The sequence below is a fragment of the Mesorhizobium sp. CNPSo 4670 genome, assembly GCF_057784235.1.
The window spans coordinates 110500-124231 of record NZ_JBWJFQ010000015.1 but is presented as its reverse complement, the minus strand read 5'-3'; the positions used below and the strand labels follow the sequence as shown (position 1 = coordinate 124231).

Here is a 13732-nt window from a genome sequence, read left to right as displayed (position 1 = left end):
TTCGATGCTGTGGCGGTGCACTTGGAATCCGGGATGGCAGACGGGGACTTTGATAATATCAATTGGCGGGTTTGGGCGGCTCTCTGTCGTCGTGGTTCAAAATTGAGGCGATCCGCCTAAGGTTGGACATCGCCTCATCGATCAGTCGCCAGGATGGCTGTCCTTGTGCAGCGTCTCTGGCGCTCGCCAGATCGCTTCTTACGATCTGCATTATCGCTTGGGCGGCTTCTTTCTTGTCCATACGACCATTCCTGCGGGACAAATGAAGGCAATCTTGACTGCTACAATGTCACGACGGCAGGCGGGTCCACAACGGAACTATGCGGCTGCCGCCGGGTTGCTCCCGCGGCGGGCACAATAGAAAGGATCCGCATTTCGGGTTTCTTGGCCTGATCTACTCGCCGGACTCCACGCCGACTGACTGGGGCAAGGCCGAGGGTAGCTAGTCGACCAATTCTCGCTGCCGCCTCTTGCGTGTCGGAGCCTGGTACTTTTCGACCAGCCGCACCTTGTCGATCTTGACCGTCACAAACGGTCCCATGTCGATCGTCACGCTGTCCTCATCGATGCGCGTTACCTCGCCGGTAAGCTCGATTTCCTGCCCGCGCTTTACCTTTGAATGATCTATAATCGAGTGCGGAAAATTGTAGCTCGGAATGCTGACACTTACGAAGTCGTCATCGACCCGCCGTCGCACCGTGGCGGTCACCGCTACCAGATCCCCAATGCCTATTTCCCGCCATGCTGAAGATTCTGGAGCGGTCTCCGGCCTCGTCAAGAGGTTGCTAATATGCGGCGCCCATTGAAGTAGCCCGCCACCGTGAGGCAGCGGGCTAAACGCGACAGCATGTCGTATTTCAGTAGCGGTAGTAGTGCCTACGGTGGTGATACCTGTAGTGGTGGTAGTAGTGCCGGTGGTGGTAGTAGTGTCTATAATGATAATAGTGCCTATGATAATAGTGCCTGTGATAATAGTGCCTGTGATAGTACACAGGACGGTAGTAGCCACCGCCGTAATAGGGGTCGGCATAATACCCACCACCGTAGTAGGGGTCAGCATAGCCACTGTAGTAGCCGCCGCCGTAGTAGCCGTTGTTGAACATGCTTCCGATCAGCGCTCCGGCGATAAGCCCTCCTGGAAAATCGTCATAGCCGCCGTATCCACGCCCATAGTAGCGGTGGCCATAGTAACCCCCGTGTCGCCCGTAATGGCCGCCTCCCCAATAATTGTTGCGCCATCTGGCTCCGCCCCGAATTTTGATGACGTCGGACTGTGCGCTTAGCGTCTGAGGCACGAAAATTGGCGCGGCATCGACTGGAGCAGTGCTCGTTAGCGCCAACGTTGATATTAAGGCGACGGCCATGCCGGACAGGAACTTCATGATCAAAGTCCTCCCTAAATTGGGCACTATTTCTGGTTATGTTGAAACGTCGTCGATGCGAATTAGTTCCAAGACTCGATGAGCCTATGCATGCCAGCCTTGCCCAAGGAGCTGACGAGCATCGCTTCCGCAATGGCTTTCAGCAGGAGGAAGAAGGCCGACGCCGCTCACTGGGAGGTTGCCTGAAAGGCGCCGGCCAAAGCGGATGCCAAGTCCGCCGCGCGGCTTCCCGATAGCCGAGTCTTGACGTAACGTCATGTCTGGTACGAAGATAGAACTAAGCCTTCGCCTTCCGCTTGGCAGGCGCCTTCTTAACAGGCTCAGCCTTATGGCCTAGACCGGTAGCCTTTGCCAGTTCGGAGCGCTGGGCGGCGTAGTTTGGCGCCACCATCGCGTAATCACGCGGACGAGGACGGCCACGACGCGGAGCCTGATCAATGCGATGGCGAAACGGTCACATGGGAGAACGACCGCAGTCGCAGGAAGTGCTGGTGTCGCTGTAAAATCGCCACTGTGGCGAATTTGGCCCGCTGCCTTCACTGGTGGCGGGCTTTTCTTTTCTCTCGGCCGCAGCGTCGCCCCAGATTGTGGTGAGCGTCATATTTCCAACAGGACACCCGTGTCTACTAGCTAGGCTAAAAGGCGGGGGCTTTTTGGGAGGAGACCCTGACAATGAAACGCCATTTTCCGATTGCACTCGCAGTTGCAAGTATGGTTTTTGCTGGCCACTCAATGGCCGCAGAAGTGGACATGTCGAAGATCACCTGCAAGCAAGTCGGTGTTATGAAGGCCGGCGCGGCCATTGCCGTTGCCATGTGGGTGAACGGCTATGTCCATGGCAAAGCCGGCAACCCCATGGTGGACGGTGACAAGGCGCACGCCAATGCAGAAAAGATCGTTGCTTATTGCCAGAAGAATGCCGATGCCACGGTGGCGAGCGCAATAGAAGAGCTCGCAAAGTAGATCGCTGTTCAGACTCTTCCATTGCAGGCCCGCTGCCTCACGGTGGCGGGCTTTTTGTTACCCTTGCCGTTACCCTGGGCCAAAAATGACGGGAAAATCGAGATCGGACTTTTGGGGGCAAGTCCTTGTTTTTGTTTTGGTCGGAGTGGCCGGATTCGAACCGACGACCCCTTGACCCCCAGTCTTAAATACTAGGTTTTATAGCCATTCCTAGCGTTGCACGGATTAGGCCAAAACCGCAGAAATCCAACGGTATCCAACCTATGCCCACTTGACTAATATGGTGCCGCCGCCTAACTGCTGGCTATATAGTGGCTACAAAGGGGGGATGGACGTGGCTACAATCAAGATCACGGCGGCGGCGGTTTCAGGCATCATGGAAGGCGCCAGGCCGAACAAAACAACTTACTATTTTGACGATGACCTAACCGGTTTCGGCCTCTACCGGACGACCGGCAATACAGGCACGTATTTCGCCGAATATCGGCCCGTGGCTGGCGGCGCCAAAAAGCGGTTGAAGCTCGGCCGCGTCGGTACACTAAAAGCCAACGAGGCGCGCGAGGCAGCGCGCAAGGCGATTGCGAACGCTGCGCTTGGCAAGGATTTGGTCAAAGAGCGGTCCGACGAACGGGCAAGTGGGACGGTAAAGCAGCTCGTCGCAGACTACATTTCTGAAAAGGAAATGAAGGAGTCGACCCGCGCGTTCTACAAAATCACGCTGGCCAAACATATCGAACCGCAGATGGGTACAACGAAAGCCGTTGCCCTCACCCGTGTCGACGTACAGCGCGCACATTCCGCCATGTCAAAGAAGGCGAAGTATTCCGCCAATCGGGCAATGGCGTTGCTGTCGGCGGCCTTTGTGTGGGGCGCCAAGCGCGGTTATGTTCCCGAGGGCGTGAACCCTGCCGCAAAGATCGACAGAAACAAGGAGGAAGCCCGCGAGCGGTTCTTGTCGGCTGACGAAATGGCAAGGCTTGGCGACGCTATGCGCGAAGCTGAGACGATCGGCATTCCCCACAAATCATCTGAGAGCAAGCACGCGCCGAAAGAGAGGAACAGGACCGTCTACGGCCCACACGTGACCGGCGCCATTCGATTGCTGATGCTGACAGGCTGCCGCTTGCGAGAGATCCTGAACTTGCGCTGGTCCGAATACGACGAGAAGCGCGGACTGCTGTTGCTGCCCGACTCCAAGACTGGTCGCAAGACCGTAGTGCTATCCGCGGCAGCACAGGCAGTGTTGGACGCATTGCCGCGCGTGGGCAAGTTCGTGATAGCAGGGCACTCCGCCGCTACAGAGCACGAGGCACCGCGCGCCGATCTTAAGAAGCCGTGGGCAGCAATTGCAGGCAGAGCCGGTCTAGGCGGCGTGCATCTGCATGATCTGCGTCATACGTTCGCGTCGGTCGGCGCTGGCGACGGCATGTCCCTGCCAATCATAGGGAAGTTGCTTGGCCATGCCGATGCAGGCACCACGCAACGCTACGCCCATCTTCATGTCGACCCCGTGCGTGCCGCTGCGGATGCCATCGCGGGCAAGATTGCCGACGCAATCGGAGGCAAGTGATGGCGCCGTTTCCGAAGGGTTTCAGTTCGCAGGCCGCGGCCATCCAGGCTGCGTTAAGTGAGGGTCGAACGGAAGACGCCAAGACACTGGTTGTTGAGATCCTGCGCTCTGGCAGGGCCGACGCCGTTGTGCAGGGCCTCGCCGCCGACTTACTGAAGCCGCTTAAGAGATCGCGTGGAAGAAAACGAGCCCTGCCGCGATACTGGCTGGAGATCGGCGAGCAGTTCGGCTGGCTCCGCAACGACGGCGTTCCTTACGACGAGGCGCTGCGCCAAGTAGCAAGAAAGTTTGGGTGCTCAGAGACGCATGTCCGCACTGCCATCCGCACGTATCAGGAGGCCAAAGAAGCGCACGACGGGGCGTCCCGCGAATAAATTGGATTTGTTTTGCCTTAATCGAATATGTGAAAACGACTATCTACCCCCATGCAACAACATGCACGGAGGTGACAGCATGGTCATCTTCGATGGCGCGAGTTCCAAAACCGCGCCAAGTCCTGACAACCACACTGCCCAAGGAAATGGCTGACGACCGCCCTGGTCGGGCCACGCATTTCGCGGGCCGAGGCTGGCAGCTATGGCCGCTACGGCGCCAGGATAGAGCTGGGGCTTCTCAGTCCTCAACTTGGAAAGTAAGCGCCCATACACGCCTTCTGTGAGAATAGCTCCTCGCTCGTCAAGGATTTTGAGCGCATCCTCAGGATGAGGTCCAGTCCCCAAGGCGCTGTCAAAAATCGCGGTGGTCAGAGGATTCAGGAACTCCAAACCTTGTTGGCCGCCCGGCAATGGAAAATAATTCGTTGGTTGATTGAGATCTTGCCAGTGCTTTCGCTCTGAAACCAAGAATGATTGCAATTCTTCTTGCGTGCGAAATATCCTACTCCAGTGTTGGGCTGGAACACTGAATCTGACAGGAAACCCACCGTCCCTAGACTTTATTGGCATCTTTTCTCCCCCACGTTTTGATCGACACTTTCACACACAGGGGCATGCGCGCAAGCCGGCTCCTTGCAAGGGCGCGCTTGACGATCTCAGTTGAAAAAGCCGGCGCCGCTCGCTGGAGGTTGCCTGAAAGGCGCCGGCAAAGCGGACGCCAAGTCCGCCGCAGCTTCCTGATAGCTGAGTCTTGACCTTGCGTCATGTGCGCGTATTTACAAGCACAATCAAAAGCTAGGCGTTTTCGCATAGTATACCTCGAGGAAATAGGCGCTTTCGCCTTTCAATTTTGGGCTGCTCGAACTAGGCGTTTACACATTTTATGACTAGGAAGGATTATTTGAAGTACTTAGTGAAAATAACACTTGCATTCAGCCCGATTCGAGACCATTCTTTCTGGCAAGGGTAAAGGGGTTTCCTACACATAGTCGAACGGTAGCATGCCGAGACATTGGCCGGGGTGGCATAGCTATGTCCAGGGCCGAAGCCTAAAGGCTTGCCGGCGATCCAAGGTCGCCTCTCACCCCCGGCTGCCGGTGCGCTTTCCGGCGTTGGCCTGAGAGGCCTACCTTGGAGTGATGGAAAATGAACGCTCTTGCTATTGTCGCCGAGCCGCCGTCTGAGACATCGGTGTCGGCCCGCGGTGTACTCATGTGTTCAGTGATCGCTCGCATAGATGAGCGTGGCAGGCAGGTGGAGTGGTGGAGTGCCCCTAGCAATTGGGCGGCGGTCGAGTGGGTCAAGCAGACGTTGGCCCTGGCGCCGAAAGGGAGGTTCGTCGTTTTCGACCAGTATCTCTATCAGAACGTGGCCTGACCGCTCCTCACACCGCTAACGACAAGACCCCGCTTCGGCGGGGTTTCTATTTGCTGAAATTCTGCTGCCCGGCGGCCAAGCTCGCAGCCGCTTCCTCTATTGCCACACGGTCATCGCCCAGCCGGTCTATAAGGTCTTGCGCCTGATCGCCCGTGATGCCGGTTCGCATCGCCAGGACCTCGACGGACATGACGTCGGAAATGGAGGTCTCGCCGCGCCGCGGCTTCTTCGTCTTGCCCGATAACACCGGAGTGGTGCCTTGGCGGGCCTCCAGTGCAGCCTCGCGCTCGATTTCAGCCTCAGCTTGGTGCCAATGTTTCTCCGGGTCGCCATGCTTGCCGCCTTCGCGCTCCCAAATTTCGTATGCGCGTCGCTGAATTCTTTGGTGCCGTTCGTCGTCCATGGTGATGCTCCGCGTTGGAATATCAACCAACGCTGAGCGCGACGGAATGATCCAGCACGGAATGGTGATTTTTCTTGTATGGCCCCACCAAGAAAAAACCCGCTGCCGGGGGGTTGGCAGCGGGTTCGATTTCAAGCTCCTACCACGGCTTGGGAGGACAGGCGTGGCTAGCTTGGCGTCGGCCACGCCATGGGGAGGAGAAGATGGCCGACGGCTAGAAAACTAGCCCACGGCTAGGCCACCCACAATTGCACAAGGGTATAGCAGCCCTACACCAAGGTGGCATACAAACCACGCCTCGCGGGGCTCTTCATTGCTGGCTACAATGTGGCTAGAAATTTTATAGCCACCTCTGGGGGAAATGACTAAGTCTTTGTTTTTGTTGGTCGGAGTGGCCGGATTCGAACCGACGACCCCTTGACCCCCAGTCAAGTGCGCTACCGGGCTGCGCTACACTCCGGACCGGTCGCGATGTATCGTGATAACCCCGCCCGGGTCAACTGAAATTCGGCGACTTTCGCGCCGATGCGATCGCGGGTGCCGGCGAGCCCCCAAGCTAGCCCTGGCAGACATCGACCCATTCGGCGCTGGTGAGCTCGACCATGCGCTGCGGGCTGAGCCGCACGGCGGCGTTGGTGGCGCCGGCGGCGGGCACGACCTCGTCGAATTCGCGCAGCGAGATGTCGCAATAGACCGGCAGCGGCGCCGGCAGGCCGAACGGGCAGACGCCGCCGACCGGGTGGCTGGTTGCTTCGATAACCTCCGCGGCGTCGAGCATGCGCGGCTTGCCGCCGAACTGGTCCTTGAACTTGCGGTTATCCAGCCTGGCGATGCCGCTGGTCACCACCAGCATGGTGCGATCGCCGACGCGCAGGCAGATCGTCTTGGCGATCTGCGCCGGCAACACGCCATGCGCCTCCGCCGCCAGCGCCACTGTAGCCGAACTCGCTTCCGTCTCGATGACTTCGATGTCGGGCGCGCGAGCGGCGAAGAAGGCACGAACGGATTCCAGGCTCATATCGAAAACCCATAGTTCAGAACTTGATGGACAGCGGATCGGATCGCCGCGCGTATAAACACGTGCGACATACAAATCGGCAAGCCCCGGTTGCGGCAAGGCGGCTGCCGCACCACAAAAACAAACCCGCCAAGGCTATCCTTGGCGGGTTGTCGGGCATGCCTGTTGTTGAATTATGCCAGGGATCGACCTTGCGCGGCCGGCGTGTGCACAGCCGAAGCGATCAAAGCGTCCTGGGGAAGTCGAAGCGCGGACACAATACGACGCAGCTTCAACGGATCGGTCACCTTACCGCTCTCGATATCCTCAATCTCGTCGGCAGCCAGACCGCATGTCAGGGAAAGCTTTTCCACACTGTAGCCGCGGGTTTCCCGCATCGCTCTGAGGGTGCTGTAATCCGGCCCGATCTCATTGGCTACCGATTCGGAGAGGGCTTCGCGTTTTGCAGTGTTGGGCATTGGCAACTCCGTAAGCTGAAAGAGTTTGATCAAATGACGAAGTTGCCTGAGACGATCGGGAACATGCCCGCTCGCCGGCGATTTGCCAAGTACCAATCTGACCGTCACGCTATCGTGAAGCAGGCGCCTTGCGCGGTTGGGTCGCGCACACGTCACTATCAAGTTGTTTTGACCGTCCAATCGCGCTTTGTCCGGCAGTTTCGCCGCCCCCCGTTCGTTATTCCCGAGTTGCTGGCCTGAAAACCATCCGGTTCCAGCCAGCCATTCCCGGAAGGATCTCTGCAATGAACTTGAAGACACTCATCGTCGTGCTCGGCACGATTTCCAGCCTTTCCGCTGCCGGTGTCGGCGGTGCTCAAGCGGCGGACACGCTGCGCGTGCGCGGCACTGTGGCCAGTTTCGAGCCATCGCTGCTGACCGTGAAAACCCACCAGGGTGATACCTCCGCCATCAAGCTCAATGCCGGCTGGAAGATATCAGGCGTCGCCAGCGCATCCGTGAAGGACATCAAGCAAGGCGATTTCCTCGGCATCGCCTCCGTATCGAAAGCCGATGGCGGCAGCGGCGCGCTGGAGGTGGTGGTCTTTCCGGCAGCCTTGAAAGGCACTGGCGAGGGCGACCGCCCCTGGGACCTGCAGCCCAACAGCCGCATGACCAACGGCACCGTGGCCGACGTAACCGACGTAAACGGCCGAGCCGTCACGCTGACCTATGACAATGGGCAGACGAAGAAGATTTCGATACCCGACACCACACCTGTCGTGACCTTCGCGCCGGCCACGCCGACCGACCTCAAGCCAGGTGCAACGGTTGTCGTCACCGCTGAGCGTGAGGCTGACGGCACGCTGAGTTCGGGCCGTGTGGTGGTCGGAAACAATGGCGTGGCCCCGCCAATGTAGGCAAAACAGGCGGGAAAGCATGGCCCTTCGGCCCTGGCGATGATGATGGTGGAAGCCCGATTTGCTTAGAAACAGTCCAGAAACAAAATTCTACAGTCGGGAAATATCGAGGAAAAAATTCAGGAGCGTAATCCCATTCGCGGCGATCGGGTCATCGACCCGATCGACTTGCTAAAAAAGGAAAACGACCCATGAAGACGTCCCTCCTCTCGGCCCTCGGGCTTGCGGCTGCACTTGCTTTCACGGTGCCGGTGATCGGCGCGACGAGTGCGGATGCGGCCACGATGGCAGAGCATCATCATCACCACCATCATCATCACTACCACCACGTTCATCACTACCACCACGTTCATCACTACCATCATCACCACCACCACGTGGTGCACAAGGCCTAAGCATACCGGACTGCCAACGAGAAGACCGGCCTTGGCTTCTTGTTCAAGGCTCGTCTTCTCGTGGCAATGCGATACGATTCAGCGCCGGCTGAACAGCAGGCTGGCAACGAGACCGACCACCACAAGGGCGACCGCGGCGGCCGCCGCAGGATGGTCGCGCGCCGATTTCTCGACGACCCTGCCCTGCTTGCGGATGGCTGGCATCGCATCGCGCAGACGCCCTGCAAGATCGGCATAGGTGTCGAGCGCGGCATCGCGACCGTCTTCGTAGTAGGCGCCGCCGCGCCTGGACACCGCCTTCTTCAGGCTGGCCAATTCCCTAGTGAGAGCCGCGACCTGCTTGTCGAGGTCGATGTCCGAGAGGGTCGAATATGATGCCATGACGTGTTTCCTTCAATTGCAGAAGGAAACGTAACGCCTCACGCCAAGGCGGGTTCCGGTTTTCGACCGGCCGACATTGCTCAGTTGGCGGTCAGCGCACCTGATCGAGCAGTCGCTTGCATTCCAGGAGGTCGAACAGCGCTTCCTGCAGCAAGGCGCGATTGTCGCGCGAGAGTTTCGATGCGTCCGGCTGAACCGGACCGTCCTCATCGCCCTTGCCCAGGCCGAAAAAGCGGCGGCTCGGCTTGACGCGCGGCTGGCCAACCAGTTCGTCATCCATGCCGCGCGGCTGGGCCGCAGGCGTCAGCGGCACTTGATCCGCCTGCCGTCGTTGCGAGATCGCCTCGACGGCGGCCATGTCGCCATTGCCGATGGCGACCAGGAAATGATTGCCGTTCTCGCGCAGCAGCTTCTGCACGCCCTTGATGGTGTAGCCCTGGTCGTAGAGCATATGGCGGATGCCCTTGATCAGTTCGACATCCTGCGGCCGGTAGTAACGGCGGCCGCCACCGCGCTTCATCGGCTTGATCTGGTTGAAACGCGTTTCCCAGAAGCGCAGCACATGCTGCGGCAGGTCGAGATCTTCGGCGACCTCGCTGATGGTACGAAAGGCGTCGGGGCTCTTGTCCATGGGCGAATCCTCACGCTGGACGATGATCCGGCTTACCTGCCGAATCGGGCTTTATTTCAGCGGTTTGTGAAACAATATTCAAGCCCGGCGTCATGGCGGGGCGCCGTTTTCAACCGCTGAGATGAGCGAGGCTACTTGCCGCCCTTGGCCTTGCCGCTTTGATGCGACCGCAAGATGCGGCTCTTCAGCACGTTCGACGACTTGAAGGTCATCACCCGACGCGGCAGGATCGGCACCTCTTCGCCAGTCTTGGGATTGCGGCCAATGCGCTCGTTCTTGGAACGGACGTGGAATGTCGCGAAGGACGACAGCTTCACCGTCTCGCCACGGACGATCGCTTCGCAGATCTCGTCCAGCACCGCTTCGACAAGTTCGGCCGATTCAGTGCGCGATAAGCCGACCTTCCGGTAAACAGCCTCGGCAAGGTCGGCGCGCGTAAGTGTCTTTCCCCCCATGCGACCGTCCCATCAGCTCAAAACATTAAATTCGGCACAACAACGGTAGAGCCTAAGTAATTGATCCGGCAAGGTCAAGGACCGAAACCGGACCGTTCGGCACTTACCAGCGAACCAGAACAGCACCCCAGGTGAAGCCGCCGCCCATGGCCTCCAGAAGCACGAGATCGCCCTTCTTGATGCGCCCGTCGGCGACGGCCACCGACAGCGCCAGCGGCACGGAAGCAGCCGAGGTGTTACCGTGCAAATCCACCGTCACCACCACCTTTTGCTCGGCTATCCCGAGCTTCTTGGCGGAAGCGTCAATAATTCGTTTATTGGCCTGGTGCGGCACGAACCAGTCGAGGTCATCGGCCGATATGCCGGCTTGCGAGAACGTCGCCTCGATGACGTCGGTGATCATCCCGACCGCATGCTTGAAGACTTCACGGCCCTCCATCCTGAGATGGCCGACCGTGCCCGTGGTCGACGGCCCGCCGTCGACAAAGAGCTTCTCCTTGTGGATACCGTCGGAACGCAGGCTGGCCGCCAGGACGCCACGATCGGCGATCACGCCAGTCCCCTCGCCGGCCTCCAGGATCATGGCACCGGCGCCGTCGCCGAACAGCACGCAGGTCGAGCGGTCGCTCCAGTCGAGGATGCGCGAGAACGTTTCCGAGCCGATCACCAGGACGCGCCTGGCCAGGCCGCCACGGATGTAGAGATCGGCGGTTGTCACCGCATAGACGAAGCCGGAGCAGACCGCCTGCATGTCGAAAGCAAAACCGTGATGCATGCCGAGCCGGTTCTGGATCTCAACGGCGGTCGCCGGAAAAGTGTTGTTGGGCGTCGAGGTGGCCAGCACGATCACGTCGATGTCGGCGGGCGTCAGCCCGGCATCGGCAAGTGCGGCACGCGCCGCCGCTTCACCCAGCGAAGCCGTCGTCTCGTCATCACCAGCGATATGGCGCTGGCGGATGCCGGTGCGCTGGGCGATCCATTCGTCGGAGGTTTCCACCATGCCTTCGAAATCGGCATTCTTCATAATTCGGCGGGGCAGCGCGGCGCCCGTGCCGCGCACGACTGATCTGATCAAAGTTCTTTCCTATTCCTTTGCGTCGATAACGACGTCGGATTTCCTAGATGTCTGAGTATGCGGATTGCGCGCATGAAACAGGTCCAGATCCGCCTCGATGCGGTCGAGCAGATTGTTGCGAACCATATCGTAGGCCAATTCGATCGCCGCGGCGAAACCATCCGAATCGGCTCCGCCGTGGCTCTTCACAACGATCCCGTTCAATCCCAGGAACACGCCACCATTCGAGCGCCCGACATCCATCTTTTCACGCAAGCGGTTGAAGGCGCCCTTGGCGAAGACGTAGCCGATCCTGGCCATCAGGGTGCGGCTCATCGCGGCGCGCAGATAGCCCGCTATCTGGCGCGCCGTTCCTTCCGCCGTCTTCAGGGCGATATTGCCGGCGAAGCCCTCCGTCACCACAACGTCGACCGTACCCTTGCCGATATCGTCGCCTTCGACAAAGCCATGATAATTCATCGAGGCCATGTTGGCCTCGCGCAGCATGCGCCCCGCTTCCTTGACTTCTTCCTGGCCCTTGATCTCCTCGACCCCGACATTGAGCAGGCCAACCGTCGGTCGCGTGATGCCGAAGACAGAGCGCGCCATACCGGTGCCGAGAATGGCGAAATCAATAAGTTGATGGGCGTCGGCACCGATGGTGGCGCCGACGTCGAGCACCACGCTTTCGCCACGCGTCGTCGGCCAAAGCGCTGCAATCGCCGGCCGTTCGATGGTGGCCATGGTGCGCAGGCAGAATTTCGACATCGCCATCAGCGCACCGGTATTGCCGGCGGAGACACAGGCGTCCGCCGACGCTGCCTTGACCGCTTCGACGGCCTTCCACATCGACGACTTCCAGCGGCCGTGGCGCAGCGCCTGGCTAGGCTTGTCGTCCATCCTGACCGCGATCTCGCAGTGGAAGAATTCACTGATCTCGGCCAGCTTCGGGAATTTGGCCAGTTCAGGGCGCACCACCTCTTCACGTCCGAAGATGACGAAGCGGATGTCGGGACGGCGGGTCGCGACCGTCATGAGCGCCGGAATGACCACGGCTGGTCCGTGATCGCCGCCCATGGCATCGATGGAAATCCTGATCACGCGGTATTCATCTCACGGTTAGGCGGCAGGTCGCTTTAGTGGTCGCGAAGGTTCGGCGAAAATAGCGGTTTTGGGCTGCCGCACAACCGACTTTTCCGTCGCGGGCATGGTTTTCAGGATTTTCCCAGCAAGGATCGCAGTTTTTGCTGAAATTCATTCTCCGCCGGTTCGCTCTCGCCGCCGGCATCCAGAGACGCGCCCTGCTTGCGCGGATATGGGTCGATCGCCAGTCCGAAGAACTGTTCGGCGAGCGCCCCGACATCGATCGTGTCGCCGGAAAATGTTTCGGGAGCGTCCGGTCCGTCCGCGTCGAGCAGGATCTCGCCGCCGTCATCGAAACCCTGCCGTCCGAGCTTGGAGTCCTCGGGCAGCAACAGCGCTTCGACCGGCTCGTCGATATGCGCTTCGACAGGATCGAGTGTGACGATGCAGGCCTGGGTGATGTCGGCTTCGACGCGACCGCTGACCTTCACGCCATTGCGCTTCCATGACGTCACCAGAAGCTCGGCGCGATAAGCTTCGACCGAAAGCAGCCCGTGCTCCTCGGCCAGCGCCGCGCGCTGCGCGGCGTCAGCCTCGATCACCACCGGCAACCCCTTCTGCGGCAGACGGGCGATGTTCGCGCGGAACGATACCGGGCTTTGCGGGTCAATGTGTTTCATCGATCAACCTCCGTTAGCGACCGGAAACGCCACCGTGCCGGAGACTATCGATTCGGACGGCTGGGCGGCCAGCTGATCGCGGGCGTCGGTGACATAGTTGGCCAGCAGCGACGCTTCCGGCCAGGCGCCGGTGTCGGGCCGGACATTGCGGGCAAGGGCCGCGGTGAGCCCGTCGTGGTCGTTTCTTTCCAGGGCATCGTCATAAGCGGCGGTTCGGCCATAGAACATTTTTGCCAGCTTTTTCATGCGTTTGGGCACGCCGACATCGCCAATACCCAATTCCCTCAGCGAATGATCGACATCGAGGAAGAACTCGTCGATCAGCACCTGCGCAACCTCTTGCGCCACGCCTTCCTCGCCGTGCAGCCGGTGCTGGAACAGGAACATGTGCAGCGACACCATCTCGAAGCGGCCAAGCGGCGTATCGGGCACATTCCAATGGGAATAAAACACAGTCTGCCGCGCCGCCGCCACGATTTGTGCGTAGAGCGCCTCGGTGATAGCGCGGTTGGCATGGCGTTCGCGGCCAAAAAAGCGCTGGAACATTGGGGATGGTCTCCCGGGGACCGTTTGTTGAAGTGGCCTTGTTGCATCGGCCTGCAAGCTGGT

18 protein-coding genes, 1 tRNA gene and 1 pseudogene are annotated in these 13732 nt (G+C 59.6%); 5 read left to right on the top strand and 15 right to left on the bottom strand.

Features of this window, described 5'->3' with window-relative positions:
• Nucleotides 1-58: 58 nt before the first annotated feature.
• From AC0ZT5_RS23515 to AC0ZT5_RS23500, 4 genes and pseudogenes are all read right to left on the bottom strand, one after another.
• Entirely contained in the window at nt 59-241 is a 183-nt protein-coding gene (locus tag AC0ZT5_RS23515) for a hypothetical protein (RefSeq protein WP_488498374.1), read from the bottom strand.
• Nucleotides 242-442: 201 nt separating this feature from the next.
• On the bottom strand, nt 443-709 hold the full coding sequence (locus AC0ZT5_RS23510; protein ID WP_488498373.1) for a hypothetical protein: 267 nt from the start codon (nt 707-709) through the stop codon (nt 443-445).
• 148 nt (nt 710-857) lie between these two features.
• Nucleotides 858-1382, bottom strand: coding sequence for a BA14K family protein (locus AC0ZT5_RS23505; RefSeq protein WP_488498372.1), 525 nt, complete (start codon nt 1380-1382; stop codon nt 858-860).
• 277 nt (nt 1383-1659) lie between these two features.
• A pseudogene (locus tag AC0ZT5_RS23500) lies at nt 1660-1788 on the bottom strand (MucR family transcriptional regulator); the annotation flags it as partial.
• Between the two features lie 266 nt (nt 1789-2054).
• Between AC0ZT5_RS23500 and AC0ZT5_RS23495 the strand changes: the two are divergent.
• The 3 genes from AC0ZT5_RS23495 to AC0ZT5_RS23485 all read left to right on the top strand — a co-directional run bounded on the left by AC0ZT5_RS23495 (nt 2055) and on the right by AC0ZT5_RS23485 (nt 4289).
• A complete protein-coding gene (locus AC0ZT5_RS23495) occupies nt 2055-2345 on the top strand; it encodes an HdeA/HdeB family chaperone (RefSeq protein WP_488498371.1) in 291 nt (96 codons plus the stop codon).
• Between the two features lie 334 nt (nt 2346-2679).
• On the top strand, nt 2680-3915 hold the full coding sequence (locus AC0ZT5_RS23490) for a tyrosine-type recombinase/integrase (protein ID WP_488498370.1): 1236 nt from the start codon (nt 2680-2682) through the stop codon (nt 3913-3915).
• Nucleotides 3915-4289, top strand: coding sequence for a hypothetical protein (locus tag AC0ZT5_RS23485; RefSeq protein WP_488498369.1), 375 nt, complete (start codon nt 3915-3917; stop codon nt 4287-4289). Before AC0ZT5_RS23490 ends, AC0ZT5_RS23485 begins: the two co-directional genes overlap by 1 nt.
• Nucleotides 4290-5712: 1423 nt before the next feature.
• On the opposite strand, the gene AC0ZT5_RS23480 is transcribed toward AC0ZT5_RS23485, so the two are convergent.
• The 4 genes from AC0ZT5_RS23480 to AC0ZT5_RS23465 form a co-directional block, all read right to left on the bottom strand.
• A complete protein-coding gene (locus AC0ZT5_RS23480; protein WP_488498368.1) occupies nt 5713-6069 on the bottom strand; it encodes a DUF2934 domain-containing protein in 357 nt (118 codons plus the stop codon).
• Nucleotides 6070-6452: 383 nt separating this feature from the next.
• Nucleotides 6453-6529: transfer RNA gene (locus tag AC0ZT5_RS23475), tRNA-Pro, on the bottom strand.
• A gap of 96 nt (nt 6530-6625) precedes the next feature.
• On the bottom strand, nt 6626-7087 hold the full coding sequence (locus AC0ZT5_RS23470) for a YbaK/EbsC family protein (RefSeq protein ID WP_488498367.1): 462 nt from the start codon (nt 7085-7087) through the stop codon (nt 6626-6628).
• Nucleotides 7088-7260: 173 nt separating this feature from the next.
• The gene (locus AC0ZT5_RS23465; RefSeq protein ID WP_477286279.1) at nt 7261-7545 is read right to left on the bottom strand and encodes a helix-turn-helix domain-containing protein; all 285 of its coding nucleotides are present in this window, start codon (nt 7543-7545) and stop codon (nt 7261-7263) included.
• Nucleotides 7546-7829: 284 nt separating this feature from the next.
• Between AC0ZT5_RS23465 and AC0ZT5_RS23460 the strand changes: the two genes are divergently transcribed.
• Together AC0ZT5_RS23460 and AC0ZT5_RS23455 are read left to right on the top strand one after the other, a co-directional pair.
• Entirely contained in the window at nt 7830-8444 is a 615-nt protein-coding gene (locus AC0ZT5_RS23460; protein WP_488498366.1) for a hypothetical protein, read from the top strand.
• 191 nt (nt 8445-8635) lie between these two features.
• Nucleotides 8636-8839: a hypothetical protein gene (locus AC0ZT5_RS23455; RefSeq protein ID WP_488498365.1), complete on the top strand. Its 204-nt coding sequence runs from the start codon at nt 8636-8638 to the stop codon at nt 8837-8839.
• 78 nt (nt 8840-8917) lie between these two features.
• Here the strand turns inward: AC0ZT5_RS23455 and AC0ZT5_RS23450 are convergent, their stop codons facing one another.
• The 7 genes from AC0ZT5_RS23450 to AC0ZT5_RS23420 all read right to left on the bottom strand — a co-directional run bounded on the left by AC0ZT5_RS23450 (nt 8918) and on the right by AC0ZT5_RS23420 (nt 13669).
• Complete coding sequence (locus AC0ZT5_RS23450; RefSeq protein WP_488498364.1) at nt 8918-9220, bottom strand: hypothetical protein; 303 nt, start codon at nt 9218-9220, stop codon at nt 8918-8920.
• A 91-nt stretch (nt 9221-9311) separates the two neighbouring features.
• Nucleotides 9312-9851, bottom strand: a complete 540-nt coding sequence (locus AC0ZT5_RS23445) for a MerR family transcriptional regulator (RefSeq protein WP_184870868.1) — start codon at nt 9849-9851, stop codon at nt 9312-9314.
• A gap of 131 nt (nt 9852-9982) precedes the next feature.
• Nucleotides 9983-10306, bottom strand: coding sequence for an integration host factor subunit alpha (locus AC0ZT5_RS23440; protein ID WP_111545727.1), 324 nt, complete (start codon nt 10304-10306; stop codon nt 9983-9985).
• A gap of 103 nt (nt 10307-10409) precedes the next feature.
• Nucleotides 10410-11381: a beta-ketoacyl-ACP synthase III gene (locus AC0ZT5_RS23435; RefSeq protein ID WP_488498363.1), complete on the bottom strand. Its 972-nt coding sequence runs from the start codon at nt 11379-11381 to the stop codon at nt 10410-10412.
• 9 nt (nt 11382-11390) lie between these two features.
• A complete protein-coding gene (gene plsX, locus AC0ZT5_RS23430) occupies nt 11391-12461 on the bottom strand; it encodes a phosphate acyltransferase PlsX (RefSeq protein WP_095081177.1) in 1071 nt (356 codons plus the stop codon).
• Between the two features lie 113 nt (nt 12462-12574).
• Nucleotides 12575-13123 carry a YceD family protein gene (locus AC0ZT5_RS23425; protein ID WP_095081175.1) on the bottom strand — a complete coding sequence of 183 codons (549 nt, stop codon included), beginning with the start codon at nt 13121-13123 and terminating at the stop codon, nt 12575-12577.
• Nucleotides 13124-13126: 3 nt separating this feature from the next.
• Nucleotides 13127-13669, bottom strand: a complete 543-nt coding sequence (locus tag AC0ZT5_RS23420) for a ubiquinol-cytochrome C chaperone family protein (RefSeq protein WP_488498362.1) — start codon at nt 13667-13669, stop codon at nt 13127-13129.
• Nucleotides 13670-13732 lie beyond the last annotated feature (63 nt).

What these genes read in the sequence shown, in the direction of transcription:
- AC0ZT5_RS23465 (WP_477286279.1), bottom strand. Translation starts at nt 7,545, where the DNA reads ATGCCCAACACTGCAAAACGCGAAGCCCTCTCCGAATCGGTAGCCAAT.
- AC0ZT5_RS23480 (WP_488498368.1), bottom strand. Translation starts at nt 6,069, where the DNA reads ATGGACGACGAACGGCACCAAAGAATTCAGCGACGCGCATACGAAATT.
- AC0ZT5_RS23420 (WP_488498362.1), bottom strand. Translation starts at nt 13,669, where the DNA reads ATGTTCCAGCGCTTTTTTGGCCGCGAACGCCATGCCAACCGCGCTATC.
- AC0ZT5_RS23470 (WP_488498367.1), bottom strand. Translation starts at nt 7,087, where the DNA reads ATGAGCCTGGAATCCGTTCGTGCCTTCTTCGCCGCTCGCGCGCCCGAC.
- AC0ZT5_RS23485 (WP_488498369.1), top strand. Translation starts at nt 3,915, where the DNA reads ATGGCGCCGTTTCCGAAGGGTTTCAGTTCGCAGGCCGCGGCCATCCAG.
- AC0ZT5_RS23460 (WP_488498366.1), top strand. Translation starts at nt 7,830, where the DNA reads ATGAACTTGAAGACACTCATCGTCGTGCTCGGCACGATTTCCAGCCTT.
- AC0ZT5_RS23495 (WP_488498371.1), top strand. Translation starts at nt 2,055, where the DNA reads ATGAAACGCCATTTTCCGATTGCACTCGCAGTTGCAAGTATGGTTTTT.
- AC0ZT5_RS23445 (WP_184870868.1), bottom strand. Translation starts at nt 9,851, where the DNA reads ATGGACAAGAGCCCCGACGCCTTTCGTACCATCAGCGAGGTCGCCGAA.
- AC0ZT5_RS23455 (WP_488498365.1), top strand. Translation starts at nt 8,636, where the DNA reads ATGAAGACGTCCCTCCTCTCGGCCCTCGGGCTTGCGGCTGCACTTGCT.
- AC0ZT5_RS23425 (WP_095081175.1), bottom strand. Translation starts at nt 13,123, where the DNA reads ATGAAACACATTGACCCGCAAAGCCCGGTATCGTTCCGCGCGAACATC.
- AC0ZT5_RS23505 (WP_488498372.1), bottom strand. Translation starts at nt 1,382, where the DNA reads ATGAAGTTCCTGTCCGGCATGGCCGTCGCCTTAATATCAACGTTGGCG.
- AC0ZT5_RS23450 (WP_488498364.1), bottom strand. Translation starts at nt 9,220, where the DNA reads ATGGCATCATATTCGACCCTCTCGGACATCGACCTCGACAAGCAGGTC.
- AC0ZT5_RS23440 (WP_111545727.1), bottom strand. Translation starts at nt 10,306, where the DNA reads ATGGGGGGAAAGACACTTACGCGCGCCGACCTTGCCGAGGCTGTTTAC.
- AC0ZT5_RS23515 (WP_488498374.1), bottom strand. Translation starts at nt 241, where the DNA reads ATGGACAAGAAAGAAGCCGCCCAAGCGATAATGCAGATCGTAAGAAGC.